This window comes from Janthinobacterium sp. 78, from assembly GCF_003096775.1.
In the GTDB taxonomy this organism is placed as follows: domain Bacteria; phylum Pseudomonadota; class Gammaproteobacteria; order Burkholderiales; family Burkholderiaceae_D; genus Janthinobacterium; species Janthinobacterium tructae.
The window spans coordinates 2,360,739-2,379,446 of sequence record NZ_QENT01000001.1; the positions used below are offsets into that span (position 1 = coordinate 2,360,739).

The following is an 18,708-nucleotide window of genomic DNA, read 5'->3' on the forward strand; positions in this document are numbered from 1 at the left end:
GCAGGCGGACGGCGCCGCCTGCCGGAGACGCTAGCTATTTATTGCATATGCCAGCCGTGGCTGACGACGATGGATTGGCCGCTCAGTGCCGTCGACGGGAACGCCGCCAGGAAGACGGCCGTTTGCGCCACGTCTTGCGTGGTGGTGAATTCGCCGTCAATCGTGTCTTTCAGCATGACTTTCTTGATCACGTCTTCTTCGCTGATGTTCAGCTGGGCTGCCTGTTCGGGGATTTGCTTGTCGACCAGCGGCGTGCGCACGAAGCCGGGGCAGATGACGTTGGCGCGGATGCCGTCCTTGGCGCCTTCCTTGGCCACCACCTTGGCCAGGCCCAGCAAACCATGCTTTGCGGCCACGTAGGCGCTCTTGAACGGCGAGCCTTCGTGCGAGTGCACGGAACCCATGTAGATGATGGCGCCGCCGCGGCCGGCCTTGATCATTTCGCGCATGCAGGCGCGCGTGGTGAGGAAGGCGCCGTCCAGGTGGATGGCCAGCATCTTTTTCCACTGCTCGAACGGGTAGTCGACGACGGGACTGATGATCTGGATGCCCGCGTTGCTGATCAGGATATCGATGCCGCCGAAGTGGGCTGCGGCATCGGCCACGCCCTGGTCGACTTGCGCTTCGCTGGAGACATCCATGGCGACGGCAAACGCCTGGCCGCCCGATTGCTTGATTTCCTCGGCCGTCTTGCTGGCCGCTTCCAGGGCCAGGTCGGCGATGACCACCTTGGCGCCTTGTTTCGCGTATTCAATGGCCATTTCCTTGCCGATACCACTGGCGGCGCCGGTAATCAGTGCGACTTTGTCTTTGAGCTGCATATTAATCCTTTGCATTGCGGGTTGGAGTGATCGTGGGAAGTCAGACTATGCCAGTATAGCCAGAAAACGCGTCAAGGATGACCCGCGCACGCCTGTCAGCCGGCTTGCTTCTCCTGTAATTGCTGCAGGCGCCAGGCGCCGGGATTGGTGCCCGCCCAGACGCGGAACGCGTGGTTGAACGCGCTTTGTTCCTGGTAACCGAGCAGAAAGGCGATGTCGACCAGCGACAAATCCGGCTCGCGCAAATAATCGCGCGCCAGGCCGTAGCGGGTCTGGTCCAGCAGGGCCTGGAAGCTGGTGCCCGCGTCGGCCAGCTTGCGCTGCAAGGTGCGCGGCGTGACGGCCAGGGTGGCGGCAACGCTGGCCAGCCGCGCCGAACCCTGGCGCAAGCCCGTGACGATGGCCGCGTGCACGTGCGCCTCGATGCCGGCGCCGCCTCCCGTTTCGGCCTGGCGCTGCGCCAGCAGTTGTTCCGCATGCTGGCACAGCACGGGGTACAGGCTGACGTCCGCGTTTGGCACGGGCCAGTCCAGCAATTGCGCGTCGAAGGTGGCTGTGTTGGCGGGGGCGTTGAATGCAGGAAGGCTGCCCAGCACGCGCACGTATTCGTCGCGGTGCGTGGCGTGGCGCAGCAGCTCGCCGCCGCCATCATGGGTAAACGCCAGCCTGGCCGGCGGCAGCGGCATGCCGGCCAGCCAGTCGCCGCACACTTTGACACCGGCAAAGACGCTGTCGACCAGGTGCCGGCTGGCGCCCGGGTAATTGCTGGCCCAGCGGTAATGCGCGACGGCGCCGTCGCGCTGCAGCGTCGAGCGGCCCAGGTCGTGCGCCAGCCGCTCGTAGCGGGCCGTCTGTTCCAGCGCCTGGCCCACGTTCTTGCAACTGAGCAAAATCAAGCCGTAGGCGCTGTACGTGCCCATGCGCACGCGCTGGCCCACGTGCAGGCCGAAATGCGCGTCGCCCGCCAGCTTTGCTGCCGCATCGAGCAGGCGCACGTAGTCGCGCGCGGCCAGGCTGGCCGCGGATGCTTCCAGGCTGTGCGGCGGCACGCCGGCCGCTTGCGCCAGGGTGGCTGCCGCGATGCCGTGCGCGCCGGCCGCTTCGAGCAGCGGCAGCAGATAGGCGCCGGCGACACGGCCGTCAGTACTTGTCATGATGGAACAATGCGATTGTCATGAAAAACCAATACCCTTGGCCTGTGGCGGCATATGCTGTTGAGAAGGCAAGGACAGTATAGCAAGCCGCCGTGGCGAGCAACTGGCCAAATACAGGGGATGTCAATGCAACGCTGGAATGGCTGGGGGGACGAGAGCGTCACGTACGCGCTGAGCGCGGAGGCGCTGGCATTCCTGGGCGAGCGCCTGGGGCCGGGCAGCGGCATGCTCGATGCCACCTTCGATGACGCCTGCGCGCAGGTGCCTGCATCGCGTCTGGCACCGCATCCGCTGATCGATACCGTGCCTGCCACGCGCGTGCGCCATGCGCTCGGTCAAAGCCTGCCCGACTGGTTCAAATTGCGCCACGGCCGTATCGGTGTTGTTCCCGATGGCGTGGCGTTTCCCGACAGCCCACTGCAGGTGCGCCAGCTGCTCGACTACGCGCGCCAGGCCTGCGTGGCCGTGATACCGCACGGTGGCGGCACCAGCGTGGCCGGGCACCTGACGGTGGCGGCGGGGGCGCGCCCCGTGCTGGCGCTGAGCCTGCGGCGTTTGTCTGCGCTGGGCCACCTGGACCGCGAAGCGCAGCTGGCCACGTTTGGCGCGGGCGTCTACGGCCCCGACCTGGAAGCGCAGCTGCGCGCGCATGGCTATACCCTGGGCCACTATCCGCAGTCGTTCGAATATTCCACCCTGGGCGGCTGGATCGCCACGCGTTCGTCGGGCCAGCAATCGCTGCGCTATGGCCGCATCGAGCAGCTGTTCGCGGGCGGCGAGGTGGAAACGCCGTCCGGCACCCTGACGATTCCCACGTTTCCCGCTTCGGCGGCCGGCATCGACCTGCGCGAAATGGTGCTCGGTTCCGAAGGGCGGCTGGGCATCCTGACGCAGGCCACGGTGCGCATCTCGCCGTTGCCGCCCTACGAAGCGTTCCATGCCGTGTTTTTCGCCGATTGGGGCCAGGCACAGGCGGCCGTGCGGGCGCTGGCCCAGTCGCGCCTGCCCCTGTGCATGCTGCGCCTGTCGAACGCGCTCGAAACGCAAACCATGCTGACCCTGGCCGGCCACAAGAAACTGGTGGGACTGCTGGAGCGCTACCTGTCCCTGCGCGGCTGCGCGCAAGGCAAGTGCATGCTGATGCTGGGCGTCAGCGGAGAAGCGAAACCGGCGCGCGCGGCCCTGCGCGGCGCGCTGGCGCTGGCGCGGCGGCACAAGGGCGTGCACGTGGGACGCCACATGGGCGACAAGTGGAAGCAGGGGAGATTTCGCAACGTCTACCTGCGCAATGGCGCCTGGGAGCACGGCTATGTCATCGACACGGTGGAAACGGCCGTCGACTGGCCCCGCGTCACGCCCATGATGGCGGCGCTGGAGCAGGCGGGCACGAATGCGCTGGCCGCGCACGGCGAGCGGGTGCACGTGTATACGCACCTGTCGCACGTGTATGCGCAGGGCGCCAGCGTCTACACCACGTATGTGTACCGGCTGGCGCCCACGTATGAAGACAATATGGCGCGCTGGCGCAGCCTGAAAGACGCGGCCTGCGCCGCCATCGTGGCCAACGGTGGCACCATCAGCCACCAGCATGGCGTAGGCACGGATCATGCCCCGTGGCTGGCCGCCGAAAAGGGAGAGCTGGGCATCGCCGCCATGCGCGCACTGTTCCGCCAGGTCGACCCGCAGGGCATGATGAACCCCGGCAAACTGCTGCCTGACGTCGAAGGCCCGTTGTGAACCGGGCGCAGTTGCCTGGCGTGCTGGCGCGCGACTGGGACATCTTGATTGTCGGCGGCGGCATCACGGGCGCCGGCATCCTGCTGGAAGCGGCGCGGCGCGGCTTGAAGGCGCTGCTGGTGGAACAGCGCGATTTCGCCTGGGGCACATCGAGCCGTTCCTCGAAGCTGGTGCACGGCGGCTTGCGCTACCTCAAGCAGGCCCAGTTCGCGCTGACGCGCGAATCGGTGCATGAGCGGCAAGCTTTGCTGACGGATGCGGCGGGGCTGGTCGAGCCGCAAGGCTTTGCCTTTGGCGATTACACGGGCAGGAAACCGGGGCGGCGCCAGTTCATGCTGGGCCTGGCCATCTATGACGTGATGGCGGGCCGGCGCGCGCGCCGCTATGTCGACGCGGCGGACTTTGCCATGCTGGCGCCGCACATCCGGCGCGACGGCCTGCAGGGCGGCATGCTGTACCAGGACGCCAAGACGGACGACGCGCGCCTGGTGCTGCGCGTGCTGCAGGAAGCGCGCCGCCATGGCGGCGTGGCCGTCAATTACCTGGGCGTGGAAGCGCTGCTGCGTGAAGATGGCAAGGTCGTCGGCGCCACGTTGAACGATGTGGTCGATGGCATGGCATGCACCGTGCGCGCGCGCCTGGTGATCAGCGCCACGGGCGCCTGGGCCGACGGCTTGCGCGGCCAGGTGGGAGAGCAGCCGAAACTGCGGCCCCTGCGCGGCAGCCATCTGCTGCTGCCGGCCTGGCGCCTGCCGCTGGCGCAAGCTGTCAGCCTGATGCATCCGCACGATGGCCGTCCCGTATTTGCGTATCCGTGGGAGGGCGTGACACTGGTGGGTACCACCGATGTCGACCACGGCGCCAGCCTGGACCTGGAGCCTGCCATCACGCGCGGCGAACTCGAATATCTGATGACGGCGCTGCGCTGGCAGTTTCCGCAGCTGGCGCTGGGCGAAGACGACGTGCTGGCCACGTTTGCCGGCGTGCGTCCCGTCATCGACAGCGGCCAGCTTGACCCGTCGAAGGAAGCGCGCGAACATGCGTTATGGCTGGAACATGGCTTGCTGACGGTGGCGGGCGGCAAGCTGACGACGTTCCGCGTGATCGCCCTCGATGCATTGCGCCGGGCCGCGCCACTGCTGCCGGGCTGGCAGGCGGATTTGCGCCCCTTGCCGATCTTTGACGCAACGCCGCCCCTGTCGGGCAAGGCCTTGCTGCTCGATGGCGAGCAGCGCGCGCGCCTGCTGGGCCGTCATGGCGCGACCGCGCAGGCCCTGTGCGATGCGGCGTACGAGGGCGAACTGGCGCCGGTTCCCGGCACGCAGACCCTGTGGGCCCAGCTGCGCTGGGGCGCGCGCAACGAGGACGTGCAGCACCTGGACGACCTGCTGCTGCGGCGCACGCGCCTCGGTTTGCAGCTGGCCGGCGGCGCGCTTGCTATCATGCCGCGCTTGCGCGCCATCTGCCAGCATGAACTGGGCTGGGACGATGCGCGCTGGGATGCGGAACAGGCGCGCTACCTGGCCCTGTGGCGCAGCCATTACAGCGTGCCGCAGGGCGAGTGAAGCAACGATAAAAACAACGATAAAAACAACGATAAAAATATCAAAGAGGAGAGCATCATCGAGACCACCCTGTTTGGCCAGCCTCTGGCGCTGGGCGACGCCCGCATCACCTATGACAGCCTGTCGCCGCTGGACCTGCGCCAGAGCGTGGAGCATCTCGTCGACGATCTGGGCGAAGACCTGCTGCAAATCACGTGCGCGAATGGCGACATCGTCGACGTGGGCTGGTATCCGGCCTGGAATGAACAGGGATGCTTGCGCGTGGTGGCCGTGCGCGGGCAGGACTGGGAAGCGCCCGTCTTCAGCGCGCAGCCGGAAAAAGATCCGCAGGCGCTGCTGGCCGCGCTGCGCGCTGCGCTGGCCAGCGTGGCATAAGCGATGGCCAGCGTAGCGGGCAATGGCCCGTATATCCTCTCCATCGACAATGGCACGCAAAGCGTGCGCGCGCTGCTGTTCGACCGGGACGGCAACCTGGCGGCGAAGGCGCAAGTGTTCCTCGAAGCGTATTACTCCGAGCACCCCGGCTGGGCCGAGCATGACGCCGATGGTTACTGGCAAGCCGTGTGCGAAGCCTGCCAGCAGCTGTGGCGCAGCACGGACATAGCCAAGTCCTCGGTGGCCGGCGTGGCCGTGACCACGCAGCGCGGCACGGTGGTCAATGTGGATGAACATGGCGTCCCCCTGCGCCCCGCCATCACCTGGCTGGACCAGCGCAGCACGCGCGATATTCCGCAGTTGGCGCCATGGTGGCGCGCGCTGTTTCGCGCCACGCGCCTCGATGGCACGATCGCCTACTTCCGCCGCGAGGCCGAAATCAACTGGATCAGCGCGCACCAGCCCGACATCTGGCGCCGCACGCATAAATTCCTGCTGCTGTCGGGTTTCCTGAACCACCGCCTCTGTGGAAAGTATATCGATTCGACCGGCTCGCAAGTGGCGTATATCCCGTTCGACTACAAGCGCCATGCCTGGGCCGGGCGCTTCGACTGGAAGTGGCAGGCACTGGCGATCCAGCGCTCCATGTTGCCCGAGCTGGTGACGCCGGGCACGCGCATGGGCGCCATCACCAGGGCGGCCGCCGCAGCGACGGGCATCCTGGAAGGCACGCCGCTGCTGGCGGCCGCCGCCGACAAGGCGTGCGAAGTGCTGGGCGCGGGCTGCGTCGAACCGCATGTGGCGTGCCTGAGCTACGGCACCACGGCCACCATCAACACGACCAACCGCAAGTACGTGGAAGTGACGCGCTTCATCCCGCCGTATCCGGCCGCCATGCCGGGCGCCTACAGCACGGAAGTGCAGATCTTCCGCGGCTACTGGATGGTCAACTGGTTCAAGGAGCAGTTCGGCGACCGCGAACGGGCGGCTGCCGCCGAAGATGGCACGGGCTTGTCTGCCGAAGCGCTGTTCGACCGTTTGGTCGACGCCGTGCCGCCCGGCTCCATGGGCTTGATGCTGCAGCCGTACTGGAGTCCCGGCATCAAGGTGCCTGGCCCGGAAGCGAAAGGCGCCATGATCGGCTTTGGCGACGTGCACACGCGCGCGCACATGTACCGCGCCATCCTCGAAGGCCTCGCGTATGCGCTGCGCGAAGGCAAGGAGCGCATCGAGCGGCGCAGCGGCATGGCGATTACGGAGCTGCGCGTCGCGGGCGGCGGCTCGCAAAGCGACGCGGCCATGCAGCTGACGGCAGACATCTTCGGCTTGCCCGCCGCGCGCGCCCACGTGTATGAGAGTTCGGGCCTGGGCGCGGCCATCGCCGCCGCCGTGGGCCTGGGCTGGCATGCGGATTTTCCCGCCGCCGTGCAGGCGATGACGCGCAAGGGCAAGGTATTCCAGCCGCATCCCGAGCACCGCAAAATCTACGAACAGCTGTACCGGCGCGTGTACCAGAAAATGTATGCGCGGCTGCAGCCCTTGTACCGCGAGATCGCCGACATCACCGGCTATCCGGAATAACTAGGCATTAAATCGTATTGCGAATCATTCGCATCCGATATATGATGTGTTCCGCATTTCACTAAGGCAATTTATCCCGGTGACTGCAGTGCGCCGCCGGCCATGCGCCGGCGGCGTGTCCGCGCGGGCAGAGTTCCGCCGCAACGCTTCCGTCAACGCCGCCGCTTGATCGTGCACCGCCTATCCTCTGCTCAGCGTTTTTTCATTCCACAAGCATGAAGTAGCAAACCCAGGCAAGGATAGCGATGAAGAGCAGCAGCAGCAAACAACGATGGACCCCGCTGGCCGCCGCACTGGCGCTGGCATTGGGCGGCGCGCAGGGCCCTGCGTGGGCGGCAGCGATGGCCGACAAGGCCGAGAAGGCTGACAAGGCTGACGCCGTGCAGATGCCCGCCATCAGCGTGTTTGGCGACGCCATCAGCGCTGGCACGGCCGGGCGCTCGTACATCAACAGCGCCGACATCGAGCGCCAGCAGGCCGACAATGTCGCCTCCTTGCTCGACACCCTGCCAGGCGTGGACCTGGCCGGCACGGCCCGTCCCAGCGGCCAGAGCCTCAATATCTGGGGCTTCAATAAAGTCCAGGATGTGAAAGTCATCCTCGATGGCGTGCCCAAGGGCTTTGAAAAATACCGTCAGGGCTCCATCTTCATCGAGCCGGAACTGATCAAGCAGATCGAGGTGAACAAGGGCGCGCATACGAGCTTGTATGGCAATGGCGGTTTCGGCGGCGTCATCACGGTCGAGACCAAGGATGCGCAAGATTTGCTGGAAGGCGGCGAGAAAGTGGGCGCCATGCTGAAGTATTCGCGCCATTCGAACAATGCTGAAAACGACGCCACCGTGGCCGTTTACGGCCGCACGCAAGATGGCCGCTTCGATGCGATGGCCTTTACCACGCAGCGCAAGTCCGATGATTTGCGCAAACCCGATGGCAAGCCATTCCGTTTTTCTGCCATCGACGCGCCATCGAGCCTGGCCAAGCTGAATATCCGCCTGACGCCGGAGCAGCTCTTGACCCTGACGGCGATGAAGAGCGGCAGCACGGGCTGGGGTCCGTTCGCCGCCATGGGCGAGGACGTGCCCACGCCGACCGAGGCGGAAATCAGGAAGTACGGGCTGGAAGAAGCGTGGCAGCGCAAGGCCGTGTACCGCGACCAGGACGACGACACGTATTCCGTGAAGTGGCAGTACGCGCCGCAGAACAATCCATGGATCAAGCTGACGGCCAGCGCCGGCTATTCGCACACGGACCAGCATGACAAGCGCCTGCCATCGGCTTCGCTGGGTTCCTATCTGGGTTCGCTGGGCAACGAGAGCTGGGCGTCGTACGTGGACCGCATTTTTGAGGTGCGCAATGAGAGCGTGTTTGCGACTGGCGCCGTGTCGCACGTGCTGCAAACGGGCCTGCAGTGGCACAAGAACGTGCGCGATACCCTGATGTACTACCCGTCGTCGACGGCGCTGAAGGATCCTAGCTACAACTACGGCTACTTCCAGCCTTACTACATGCCGGCCGGGCGCCAGGAAACCACGGGCCTGTATCTGCAGGATGCGATGACGTATGGCGACCTGACGCTGACGGCGGCGCTGCGCCACGACCGGGTCGTCTCCGAGGGGGTGCCGAACAAGGCGTCGCGCTACAACAGCCCGCTGCCGGCTGCCGGCCACGATTTCAGCGAGAAAGTGCATGCAGACTGGTCGCCCCGCCTGGGCCTGTTCTGGAAGGCATCGAGCAGCATGGCGCTGTTCGGCGACTTGAGCCGCACCTGGCGCGCGCCGACCATCGACGAGATGTATTCGAATGAATATTATGTGTCGCCGCGCCTCGGTTCATCGACGCCGGCCACCAGCCGCAACCTGGCCGTCGAGCGCGTGACGGCCGTGCGCGCGGGCGTCATGCTGCATCGGCAGAACGTCTTCATGCAGCGCGACGACGTGCAGCTGCGCCTGACCGCGTACCAGAACCGCGTCAGCGACAATATCGGCCCGCGCCTAGGCATCCTGATCGAAGGTTATGTGCCGGGATCGGGCAAGGTGCCGCCGGCGCTGTCCGACTACCGCAACCTGGCCGGTTTCCGCACGCAGGGCGTGGAGGTCGAATCCTACTACAACGCGCCGCGCCTGTTTGCCAGCGCTTCGTTGTCGAAGCAGCGCGGCACGCGCACCGGTACCCAGCGCGACCCGTGGGGGCAGGACGAGCCCGTGTCGACGATTGCGCCGGACAAACTGATGGCGGGCCTGGGCTGGCGCATGCCCGACCTGGGTGCCAGCATGGGCTGGCAGGGTCGCTTCGTGGCGAAGCAGGAGCGCGTGCTGCCGGTGGGCAGCGTGTACCGCCTGCCGCCGTCGAAAGGCTATGCGCTGCATACCTTGTTCGCGTCGTGGAATGGCCGGCAAGGCGTGTGGCGCGGCACGGAAGTGCGCCTGACGGTTGATAATGTTTTCAATCGCAATTACATGCCCTACTTGAGCGAAGCGGTTACCGGCGTGGGGCGCAATGCAAAGTTGAGCGTGTCTCGTAAGTTTTGATTAATTTTAGGAACAGCGGGCCTGAGACGCGGGCCTGAGAAAATGCCGATGGCGGCGTTGCAGCTTCCTTGCCGTACTTGCGTACTGTCTGCGTCGCTGCGCCTTGCCCTCGACATTTTTCAGGCTCGCTTGGCCCGGAGTGCCCTTGTTTGGGGCGTGGGCCTACTCCTGGTTCGCGACATGTTTCGTTGAGCTTCCCTGTTAACGCAGTACCAACGCCTTGACCGTTTTCCAGGCCGTGCTGTTCGAGTGCGTGACGCGAACCTGGTTGCGGCCCCCTTCTTTGGCCACGTACAGGGCGCGGTCGGCGGCGACGAACAGCGCTTCGCGGTCGTCCGGCTGGTGCGGGATGATGGTCGCCACGCCGATGCTGACCGTGATCCACGGCGAGGTGGCGGAGCGCGGGTGCGGCAGATGCAGTGCTTCGATGTGCAGGCGGATGGTTTCGGCCAGATGCAGGGCGCCGTCGGCATCCGTGTCGGCGCACAGCATGACGAATTCCTCGCCGCCGTAGCGGGCCGCCAGGTCGCCCGGGCGGGCGGCGTGCGAGGCGATGGCTTGCGCCACCTGCTGCAGGCAGCTGTCGCCGGCCGGATGGCCCAGGCTGTCGTTGTACAGCTTGAAGTGGTCGACGTCGAGCACCACCAGCGACAGGGCGCCGCCGCTGCGCACGGCGCGCTGCCACTCTTTTTCCAGGAAGCTGTCGAAATGCCGGCGGTTCGCGATCTTTGTCAGCGGATCGAGATAGGCGGCGCGCTGCAGCGCGTCTTCCGACTGCTTGTGGTGCGTGATGTCGTGCAGCAGGCCGATATACAGGGGCTGGCGCAGATACATGGGCGTCAGCGTCAGGTCCATGCTCAGCGCCGCGCCATTGCGGTGGCGGATCACCACTTCGCGCGTGCCGTGGTTGTGCGCCGTCTCCGGATTGGCTGCGTACATGCTGAAGTAATCGAGGTATTCCTGCGTCACCAGGGGACTGAGCAGTTCAGCGATCGAGCGTCCGGCCAGCTCGTTTTCGCGGTAGCCCAGGTACTGGTCACAGGCCGGGTTGGTGTACTGGATGCGGCCATCGGCTTCGATGATCAGCAAGCCCTCGGCCATGTTGTTGACGATGGTGTGCAGGCGCTCGGCCTGCTCCTGCTGGGTTTCATTGCTGCTGCGGATGTGCAGCTGGGCGCGCACGCGCGCGCACACTTCGGCCATGCGCAGCGGCTTGTTGATGTAATCGACGGCGCCGCAGTCGAAGCCGGCCACCACGTCTTCCGTTTCCGTCCTGGCGCTCATGAAGATGACGGGGATGCCATGCGTCAGCGGGTGCTGCTTGAGGCGGCGGCACGTTTCGATGCCGTCCATGTCCGGCATCAGCACGTCGAGCAGGATCAGGTCGGGGCGGGCGCGCTGGGCGATCGCCAGCGCCCGTTCGCCGGACGTGGCGACATAGGTTTGATAACCCTGTTCGCTCATCAGCTTGCGCAGCAGCTCAAGGTTGGCCGGCGCATCGTCGACAATCAAAATGGCGGCGTTGCGCCGCTGGGAATGCTCCACACTGCCTGAACTCATTGCTTCCGGCCTTCTCGATGTACTCTGCGCTGCCAGCGTTTGCTGCATTTTCCGTGATGCTGACCGGGTTCATTTGGATACAGCGGTCAAATCATACCGCCTTGCCAATTTCTTGGGTGGAAAAATCGATGCTGTGGCAGATGGTAAAATATTATTCTTATGGCATTTTTAAGAATAAATACACGCAGTTGCTGCCGTGAAGGCGGCTTTTGGGCGGAGAGAGGCGTGCCCGTTGGCGCTGGGGCAGCAGTGACACGCCCCGCGGCAGGCGGGGCGTGGAGAGTGCCATTACATTTTTGCGGCGATCAGTTTGCCCAGGATGGCGATGCCCTCGCGGATGCGTTCCGGCGGCACCGTCACGAACGACAGGCGCAGCGTGTGCGTGTCCGGCGTGTTCGCGTAGAACGGCGCGCCCGGCACGAAGGCCACCTTGTTGGCGATGGCTTCATCGAGCAGTTTCATGGCATCGATGTGCTTCGGCAGGGTGACCCAGATGAACATGCCGCCTTCCGGCTTCGTCCACGTGACGCCGGCCGGGAAGTGCTCTTCCAGCGCCGACAGCATGGCCTGGCACTGGTTGCCGTACAGGCTGCGGATGCTGGGAATATGCCGGTCCAGGAAGCCATCCTTGATCACTTCATGCACCACCATCTGCGTCAACTGCGAGGTATGCAGGTCGGCCGCCTGCTTGGCCAGTTCCAGGCGGCGCACCAGCGGCGTCGGCGCCACCACGTAGCCGAGGCGGATGCCGGGCGTGAGCACTTTCGAGAACGAACCCATGTAGATCACGCCATCCGGATTCATGTTGATCATCTTCGGATACGGCTCGCCGCTGTAGCTCAGGGCGCCGTACGGATCATCCTCGATCAGCGGCAGGCCGTGGCGGGCGCAGGTTTCCACCAGTTCCACGCGGCGCGCCACGGACAGGCTGCGGCCCGTCGGGTTCTGGAAGTTCGGCAGCGCGTACAAGAGGCGCGCGCCATCGGCGACGGGGTCGATCGACGACGGCACCAGGCCTTCGTCATCGGTGTCGACGGAAACGAATTCGGGACGGTAGACGGAAAACGCCTGCAGCGCGCCCAGGTAGCTGGGGGTCTCCACCAACACGCGGCTGCCTTCGTCGATCAGGACCTTGCCCAGCAAGTCCAGCGCCTGTTGCGAGCCGGACGTCATCAGCACTTGCTCGGGCACGATGGTGCTGCCATTGATCGAGAGCGAGTCAGCGATCCACTGGCGCAGCGGCAGGTAGCCGTCGGTGGGGCCATATTGCAGGGCCACCTTGCCATTGTTCGACAGGACCTTGTCGAAGGCGATTTTCATTTCTTCCACGGGGAAGGTGGCGGGCGAGGGCAGGCCGCCGGCAAACGAGATGATCTCGGGACGCTGCGTGATCTTCAGGATTTCGCGGATGAACGAGCTTTGCAGCTGTTCCGCGCGTTCGGCAAAGCGCCATTGGATCGGATTCGGATTTTCAATTTTCATACGAGTCTCACAGAAGATGCCGAGCTGCGCCGGCTGGATTTGTTGGCCCGCTTGTGGCGGTGCATGCGCAAGCGGCGCCGGATAGGCGTCGCCATGGTGCTGCGGTATTGTACGGCTTGCACGCCGCTGTGCCCATCCGCACGCGCAAGGGCGTTGCAAATGGGCGTCAGGGAACTTTACTTCAGCTTGCGTCCGATGGCCACCACGGCGATCACGGCGCCGGCAAACAGCAGGCTTTCGCCCGTCAGGGGTTCGTGCAGCAGCACGGCCGCGCCCAGCAAGGTGAGGAAAGGCTGCAGCAACTGCGTCTGCCCCACGCGCGCCACGCCGCCCAGCGCCATGCCCCGGTACCAGAAAAAGAAGCCGATAAACATGGAAAACACGGAGATATAGGCAAAGCCCAGCCAGGCCGCACTGCTGGCCTGCGCCATCAGCGCGCGCTGCGGCCAGGCGTTCCACAGCACCACGGGCAAGACAAAAGGCACGGCCAGCAGCAGCGCCCAGGAAATCACATGCTGGCCCGGCATGGCTTGCGCCAGGCGTCCCCCTTCGGCATAGCCGAGTGCCGCCAGCAGCACGGCGGCAAAGATCAGCCAGTCGGCCAGATGGAAGCTGCCGCCGCCCTGGCGCAGCGCGAACGCCACCACCAGCGCCGTGCCGAGCAGGGCCATCAGCCAGAACCCCGGCGATGGACGTTCCTTGCCGCGCAGCACGGCAAATACGGCCGTGGCCAGCGGCAAAATCCCCACCAGCACGGCGCCGTGCGAGGCAGGCAGGCTGCGCATGGCGATCGACGTCAGCCAGGGGAAGCCCAGCACGCAGCCCAGCGAGACGAGTGCCAGCGGCAGCCATTGTTCGCGCCGCGGCAACGGCGCCCGCTGCTGCCATAGCCACAGTCCGGCCAGGCAGGCGGCTACCAGTGCGCGGCCCAGGGCGACAAAGGTGGGGTCGAGTTCGGCCACCGCCAGGCGCGTGAAGGGCAGGGTCAGGCTGAAGAGGGCGACGGCGATCAGGCCCAGCAACAGGCCTGCGCGGTCGGCGCCGAGGCGCGGGAGGGAGCTGGGGGAGGTGGTGGCGGGCGATGGCATGACTGTCCTGGTACGGGTGGTGTGGAAGAAAGACGGGCAGATGTGGATGAATCCGCCCGGTACTGCTATCCTAGGGCTCAATAGCAATACAGTACAAGTACACTTCTACGCATAATTTCACATACTGTCATGGTCATATGAGCAATACACCTGCCTTGCCGTCCCTACCCTTGCTGTCGCGCGCCTCGGGCGAAACGCTGATCGACCAGATCGTGCGCTCGCTGGCGGCGCGCATCGACGACAAGCTGCTGCGCGGCGGCGCGCGCATGCCTTCGATCCGCCAGTGCGCCGCCAGCCTGGAAGTGTCGTGCGCCACGGTGGTGGCCAGCTACGACAAGCTGGTGGCGCGCGGCTACCTCGAATCGCGGCGCGGCGCGGGCTTTTTCGTGCGCGAGCGCTCGCCGCTGAACGCGCCGGCGCCGCCCGCTGGTGCGCAGGATGCGGCGGCGCAGCCGATGGACGTGGTTTGGCTGATCCGTAACATGTTCCGCCAGACGCCGGTCATCCCCGCGCCCGGCTCCGGCACGCTGCCCGCCGAGTGGCTCGATGGCGACCTGGTGGCGCGCGCCCTGCGCGACGTCAGCCGCCAGCCCGGCAGTTTGCTGCTGGGCTATGGCGCGCCGCAGGGATTTCTGCCGCTGCGCCAGCAGTTGCAGCTGAAACTGGCGGGGCTGGAAATCGCCTGTCCGCCCGAGCAGATCGTCACCACGGTGGGCGTGATGCAGGCGCTGGACCTGGTGGCGCGCGAGTTTGTCCGCCCTGGCGAGACCATTTTTGTCGACGATCCCGCGTATTGGCTGATGTTTGGCGCCTTTGCCGCCATGGGCATGCATGTCATCGGCATCCCGCGCCTGGGGGATGGCCCCGATATCGCCGTGCTGGCCGAGCTGGCGGCGCTGCACCGTCCCAAGCTGTATGTGATCAACTCGGTGCTGCACAACCCCAGCTCGACGTCGCTGTCGGCGGCCAAGGCATTCCAGGTGCTGCGCCTGGCCGAACAGCACGATTTCCTCATCGTCGAAGATGATATCTATTGCGACATGCACCCGGGGGGCGCGGTGCAGCCGGCCACGCGCCTGGCCGCGCTGGACCAGCTGCGCCGCGTGATCTATCTGGGCGGCTTTTCCAAGAGCCTGGCGGCGAACCTGCGCGTGGGCTTCATCGCCACCTCGCCTGAATGGGCGCAGCGGCTGGCAGACCGCAAGATGCTGGCCACCTTGACCACCAGCGACATCGGCGAGCGGGTCGTATATAAAATCCTTTCGCAAGGCCTGTACCGCAAGCATGCGGAACGGCTGCGCGCGCGGCTCGACAAGGTGCGCGAGGAGACGTACCGCCGCGCCGAGCGGGCCGGCCTGCGCTTCGATCCTGCGCCTGCCGGCATGTTCGTGTGGGCCGATGCGGGCTGCGACACGAACCTGCTGGCCGAAAAGGCGCTGGCCGAGGGGCTGGTGCTGGCGCCGGGCAGCCTGTTTTCGCCGCGCCAGCTGCCGTCGACCCGCATGCGCCTGAACCTGGCCACCGTGCAGGACGAGCGGGTATGGGACTTTTTCGACCGCGCGCTGGGATAAGACACGGCGTGAAACGGGAGCCCTTGAAATCGCTTATATAATCCCCAACTTCATCAAATCCGTCCCATCCACAAGACTATGAGGTAAAAATGGCTGTCTCCGAAAAGCAAACCCTGGGTTTTCAGACCGAAGTGAAGCAAATGCTGCACCTGATGATCCATTCCCTGTACTCGAACAAGGAAATCTTCCTGCGCGAACTGATCTCGAACGCGTCCGACGCGGCCGATAAATTGCGCTTCGAAGCGATCGATAATGACGCCCTGTACGGCAACGATCACGAATTGAAGATCAAGGTCAGCTTCGACAAGGATGCGCGCACCATCACCATTTCCGACAACGGCATCGGCATGACCCGTGACGAGGCGATCTCGCACCTGGGCACCATCGCCAAGTCGGGCACCAAGGAATTCTTCGGCAAGCTGTCGGGCGACCAGCAGCAGGACGCGGCCCTGATCGGCCAGTTCGGCGTGGGCTTCTATTCAGGCTTCATCGTCGCCGACAAGATCACCGTCGAAACGCGCCGCGCCGGCGCTGACGCGTCCGAGGGCGTGCGCTGGGAATCGGCCGGCGAAGGCGATTACAGCATCGAAACCATCGAAAAAACGGGCCGTGGCACGGACATCATCCTGCACCTGCGCGAAGGCGAGGACGAATTGCTGTCGAGCTGGAAGATCAAGTCCATCATCCGCAAGTACTCGGACCATATCTCGCTGCCGATCGTGATGCAGAAGGAAGAGTGGGACGAAGAGAAAAAAGAAACCGTCCTGAAAGACGAATTCGAAACCGTCAACCAGGCCAGCGCCCTGTGGGCCCGCAACAAGGCCGACATCACGCCGGAACAGTACGACGAATTCTACAAGCACGTCTCGCACGACTTCCAGTCGCCGCTCACGCACACGCATAACCGCGTGGAAGGCCGCAGCGAATACACGCAACTGCTGTACATCCCGGCCAAGGCGCCGTTCGACATGTGGGACCGCAACAAGCGCGGCGGCATCAAGCTGTACGTCAAGCGCGTCTTCATCATGGACGATGCCGAGCAGCTGATGCCGACCTATTTGCGCTTCGTGCGCGGGGTGATCGACTCGGCCGACCTGCCGCTGAACGTGTCGCGTGAAATCCTGCAGGAATCGCGCGACGTCAAGGTGATCCGCGAAGGCTCGACCAAGCGCGTGCTGGGCATGCTGGAAGAACTGGCGAATGCGGACGAGCAGGACAAGAAGGACAAGTACGCCGTCTTCTGGAAGGAATTCGGCCAGGTGCTGAAAGAAGGCATCGGCGAAGATGCGGCCAACAAGGAACGCCTGGCCAAGCTGCTGCGCTTTGCCTCGACCGCTAATGACAGCGACGGGCAAATCACCTCGTTCGCCGACTACGTGGCGCGCATGAAGGAAGGCCAGGACAAGATCTATTACGTCACGGCCGACAACTACGCCGCCGCCAAGAACAGCCCGCACCTGGAAATCTTCCGCAAGAAGGGCGTCGAAGTGCTGCTGCTGACGGACCGTGTCGATGAATGGATGCTGTCGTTTATCCAGGACTTCGAAGGCAAGGAACTGGTCTCCGTCGCCAAGGGTGGCCTGGACCTGGGCGCGCTGGAAGACGAGGCGGAAAAGAAAGAGCACGAAGAAACGGAAACCTCGTACGCCGACCTGGTGGGCAAGATGAAGGCCGTGCTGGGCGACAAGGCCAAGGATGTGCGCGTCACGTTCCGCCTGACCGATTCGCCAGCCTGCCTGGTGGCCGATGAAAATGAATTGTCGGGCAACCTGTTGCGCATGCTCAAAGCTGCTGGCCAGAGCGCGCCGGAATCGAAGCCGATTCTGGAAATCAATCCGAACCACCCGCTGGTGACGCGCCTGAAATACGAAGATGCGCAAGGCGGCAAGTTTGGCGACTGGGCCAATATCCTGTTCGATCAGGCCATGCTGGCCGAAGGCGGTTCGCTGGCTGACCCGGCCAGTTTTGTCAAGCGTCTCAACGAGTTGCTGCTCAATACGGCGAAGTAATCGCCGCCGCATGCCTAAAACGTAGGTCGGATTAGCGCAGCGTAATCCGACACTACGGCGGTGACCGATGTACTGAAGCCGGCCCTTTCCTCGTGAAAGGGCCGGCTTTTTCTTTAAGGAGCCTCATGAAAATCCGCTGGATGGCGGGCCTGGGCGCGCATGCGCTGGGCTGCCTGCTGTTTATTGTGTTGAGCTGGCTGGGGTTTTACCTGTACACGCAGCTGTTCGGCAGCCTTGGCTCGCGCGGCGTGGCCGGCGGCCTGGCCCTGCTGCTGGTGTTTTATGTGTATGCGGGCACGAATCTGCTGCTGGCGCTGCTGCCACCCGGCTGGTGGAAGCCTGCGCTGTGTGGCTTGCTGGGCGCGGCCGTGCTTGCGTATCTGCTGCCGCAGCATCCGCTGCGTGCCATCTACTTCAGCGTGCTGTCGGGTGGCTTGAGCTGGCTGGCCGTACTGGCCAGCGCGCGCTTAATCCGTTTCCTGCGCGGCTGACAGGCCGTTGACAAAGGCGGCGACCGCATCGGCGGCCGCTTGCGGTGCCGCCTGCAGCAGCATGTGCGGCGCGTCGATATCGACCAGTTGCGTGCCGGGCGCCTGCCGCAGTATCTGCAAGGCGTTTGCCGGCGGCACCAGGCGGTCGTGGCGGGCGCGCAGATACAGCACGGGCAGGCTGCCGCGCGCGAAGCTGGGCGAGGCGTCCTTTTCCCGTATTTCCAGCACGGCGCGCAGGCGCTGGCGCAGCACGCTGGGCGGCACTTGCGCCAGCGCCGCTGCCAGTTCCGCTTGCAGTGGCGGCGTGGCGTAGGGCGTCAGCAATGCCTGGCGCAGGGCGAAGCCGGGCAGGGCGCCAAAGGGGATCAAGTCCAGCAGGTGGCGCAGCGGTGCCAGCAGCGGGCGCGGATTGCGCACGAATGCACAGCACAGTATCAGCGCGCGCATGCCCGGCGGTGGATCGGCGCGCAAAGCTGCCCCCAGCGGGCCCGAAAACGATTCGGCCAGTACGACGAAAGGGCGGTTGCGCGGCAAGCGTTCGCGCACGAACGCTTCCAGTGCCGCATAGTCGAGTGGTGCGGCCGGATAGGCGATGGCCTGGGTCTCGATGGCGGTCTGTGCGCGCAAGGCGGCGTCAAAACGCTGGAATAGCCGGGCCGTGCCATCCATGCCGGGCAGGAGGACAAGCAGTGTTGGGGCGGGGGAAGAGATCGTCATTGCGGCCATCATAACAGCGGCCTCGG

General features: G+C 65.0%; 14 protein-coding genes. 8 read left to right on the forward strand and 6 right to left on the reverse strand.

Annotated elements, in window-relative coordinates; translation table 11 throughout:
- Window positions 1-38 precede the first annotated feature (38 nt).
- Window positions 39-821, reverse strand: a complete 783-nt coding sequence (locus C8C92_RS10545; protein ID WP_116743762.1) for a 3-hydroxybutyrate dehydrogenase — start codon at window positions 819-821, stop codon at window positions 39-41.
- A gap of 95 nt (window positions 822-916) precedes the next feature.
- Window positions 917-1,975 (reverse strand): AraC family transcriptional regulator, encoded by a 1,059-nt coding sequence (locus C8C92_RS10550; RefSeq protein WP_116743764.1) that lies wholly within the window; start codon window positions 1,973-1,975, stop codon window positions 917-919.
- A gap of 126 nt (window positions 1,976-2,101) precedes the next feature.
- On the opposite strand from C8C92_RS10550, the gene C8C92_RS10555 reads away from it, so the two are divergent.
- The 5 genes from C8C92_RS10555 (at window position 2,102) to C8C92_RS10575 (ending at window position 9,764) form a co-directional block, all read left to right on the forward strand.
- Complete coding sequence (locus tag C8C92_RS10555) at window positions 2,102-3,712, forward strand: FAD-binding oxidoreductase (protein ID WP_116743766.1); 1,611 nt, start codon at window positions 2,102-2,104, stop codon at window positions 3,710-3,712.
- Window positions 3,709-5,277, forward strand: a complete 1,569-nt coding sequence (locus C8C92_RS10560; RefSeq protein ID WP_116743768.1) for a glycerol-3-phosphate dehydrogenase/oxidase — start codon at window positions 3,709-3,711, stop codon at window positions 5,275-5,277. The genes C8C92_RS10555 and C8C92_RS10560 overlap by 4 nt, the downstream gene beginning before the upstream one ends.
- 147 nt (window positions 5,278-5,424) lie before the next feature.
- Window positions 5,425-5,652, forward strand: coding sequence for a hypothetical protein (locus tag C8C92_RS10565; protein ID WP_116743770.1), 228 nt, complete (start codon window positions 5,425-5,427; stop codon window positions 5,650-5,652).
- A gap of 3 nt (window positions 5,653-5,655) precedes the next feature.
- The gene (locus tag C8C92_RS10570; RefSeq protein ID WP_116743772.1) at window positions 5,656-7,233 is read left to right on the forward strand and encodes an FGGY-family carbohydrate kinase; all 1,578 of its coding nucleotides are present in this window, start codon (window positions 5,656-5,658) and stop codon (window positions 7,231-7,233) included.
- Between the two features lie 245 nt (window positions 7,234-7,478).
- The gene (locus tag C8C92_RS10575; protein WP_116743774.1) at window positions 7,479-9,764 is read left to right on the forward strand and encodes a TonB-dependent hemoglobin/transferrin/lactoferrin family receptor; all 2,286 of its coding nucleotides are present in this window, start codon (window positions 7,479-7,481) and stop codon (window positions 9,762-9,764) included.
- Between the two features lie 201 nt (window positions 9,765-9,965).
- Here C8C92_RS10575 and C8C92_RS10580 read toward each other — a convergent pair whose 3' ends face one another.
- From C8C92_RS10580 to C8C92_RS10595, 3 genes are all read right to left on the reverse strand, one after another.
- A complete protein-coding gene (locus tag C8C92_RS10580) occupies window positions 9,966-11,324 on the reverse strand; it encodes a diguanylate cyclase (RefSeq protein WP_099759914.1) in 1,359 nt (452 codons plus the stop codon).
- Between the two features lie 288 nt (window positions 11,325-11,612).
- Window positions 11,613-12,806, reverse strand: a complete 1,194-nt coding sequence (locus C8C92_RS10590; protein WP_116743778.1) for a PLP-dependent aminotransferase family protein — start codon at window positions 12,804-12,806, stop codon at window positions 11,613-11,615.
- Window positions 12,807-12,982: 176 nt separating this feature from the next.
- Complete coding sequence (locus tag C8C92_RS10595) at window positions 12,983-13,894, reverse strand: DMT family transporter (RefSeq protein ID WP_116743780.1); 912 nt, start codon at window positions 13,892-13,894, stop codon at window positions 12,983-12,985.
- Window positions 13,895-14,031: 137 nt separating this feature from the next.
- On the opposite strand from C8C92_RS10595, the gene C8C92_RS10600 reads away from it, so the two are divergent.
- From C8C92_RS10600 to C8C92_RS10610, 3 genes are all read left to right on the forward strand, one after another.
- Window positions 14,032-15,465 (forward strand): PLP-dependent aminotransferase family protein, encoded by a 1,434-nt coding sequence (locus C8C92_RS10600; protein ID WP_116743782.1) that lies wholly within the window; start codon window positions 14,032-14,034, stop codon window positions 15,463-15,465.
- Between the two features lie 89 nt (window positions 15,466-15,554).
- Entirely contained in the window at window positions 15,555-17,474 is a 1,920-nt protein-coding gene (gene htpG, locus C8C92_RS10605) for a molecular chaperone HtpG (RefSeq protein WP_116743784.1), read from the forward strand.
- A gap of 125 nt (window positions 17,475-17,599) precedes the next feature.
- A complete protein-coding gene (locus C8C92_RS10610) occupies window positions 17,600-17,965 on the forward strand; it encodes a hypothetical protein (RefSeq protein WP_116743794.1) in 366 nt (121 codons plus the stop codon).
- On the opposite strand, the gene C8C92_RS10615 is transcribed toward C8C92_RS10610, so the two are convergent.
- The gene (locus C8C92_RS10615) at window positions 17,942-18,682 is read right to left on the reverse strand and encodes an alpha/beta fold hydrolase (RefSeq protein WP_116743796.1); all 741 of its coding nucleotides are present in this window, start codon (window positions 18,680-18,682) and stop codon (window positions 17,942-17,944) included. The genes C8C92_RS10610 and C8C92_RS10615 overlap by 24 nt on opposite strands.
- Window positions 18,683-18,708: the final 26 nt, after the last annotated feature.

What these genes read in the sequence shown, in the direction of transcription:
- C8C92_RS10615 (WP_116743796.1), bottom strand. Translation starts at nt 18,682, where the DNA reads ATGACGATCTCTTCCCCCGCCCCAACACTGCTTGTCCTCCTGCCCGGC.
- C8C92_RS10600 (WP_116743782.1), top strand. Translation starts at nt 14,032, where the DNA reads ATGAGCAATACACCTGCCTTGCCGTCCCTACCCTTGCTGTCGCGCGCC.
- C8C92_RS10595 (WP_116743780.1), bottom strand. Translation starts at nt 13,894, where the DNA reads ATGCCATCGCCCGCCACCACCTCCCCCAGCTCCCTCCCGCGCCTCGGC.
- C8C92_RS10570 (WP_116743772.1), top strand. Translation starts at nt 5,656, where the DNA reads ATGGCCAGCGTAGCGGGCAATGGCCCGTATATCCTCTCCATCGACAAT.
- C8C92_RS10545 (WP_116743762.1), bottom strand. Translation starts at nt 821, where the DNA reads ATGCAGCTCAAAGACAAAGTCGCACTGATTACCGGCGCCGCCAGTGGT.
- C8C92_RS10555 (WP_116743766.1), top strand. Translation starts at nt 2,102, where the DNA reads ATGCAACGCTGGAATGGCTGGGGGGACGAGAGCGTCACGTACGCGCTG.
- C8C92_RS10590 (WP_116743778.1), bottom strand. Translation starts at nt 12,806, where the DNA reads ATGAAAATTGAAAATCCGAATCCGATCCAATGGCGCTTTGCCGAACGC.
- htpG (WP_116743784.1), top strand. Translation starts at nt 15,555, where the DNA reads ATGGCTGTCTCCGAAAAGCAAACCCTGGGTTTTCAGACCGAAGTGAAG.
- C8C92_RS10580 (WP_099759914.1), bottom strand. Translation starts at nt 11,324, where the DNA reads ATGAGTTCAGGCAGTGTGGAGCATTCCCAGCGGCGCAACGCCGCCATT.
- C8C92_RS10575 (WP_116743774.1), top strand. Translation starts at nt 7,479, where the DNA reads ATGAAGAGCAGCAGCAGCAAACAACGATGGACCCCGCTGGCCGCCGCA.
- C8C92_RS10610 (WP_116743794.1), top strand. Translation starts at nt 17,600, where the DNA reads ATGAAAATCCGCTGGATGGCGGGCCTGGGCGCGCATGCGCTGGGCTGC.
- C8C92_RS10550 (WP_116743764.1), bottom strand. Translation starts at nt 1,975, where the DNA reads ATGACAAGTACTGACGGCCGTGTCGCCGGCGCCTATCTGCTGCCGCTG.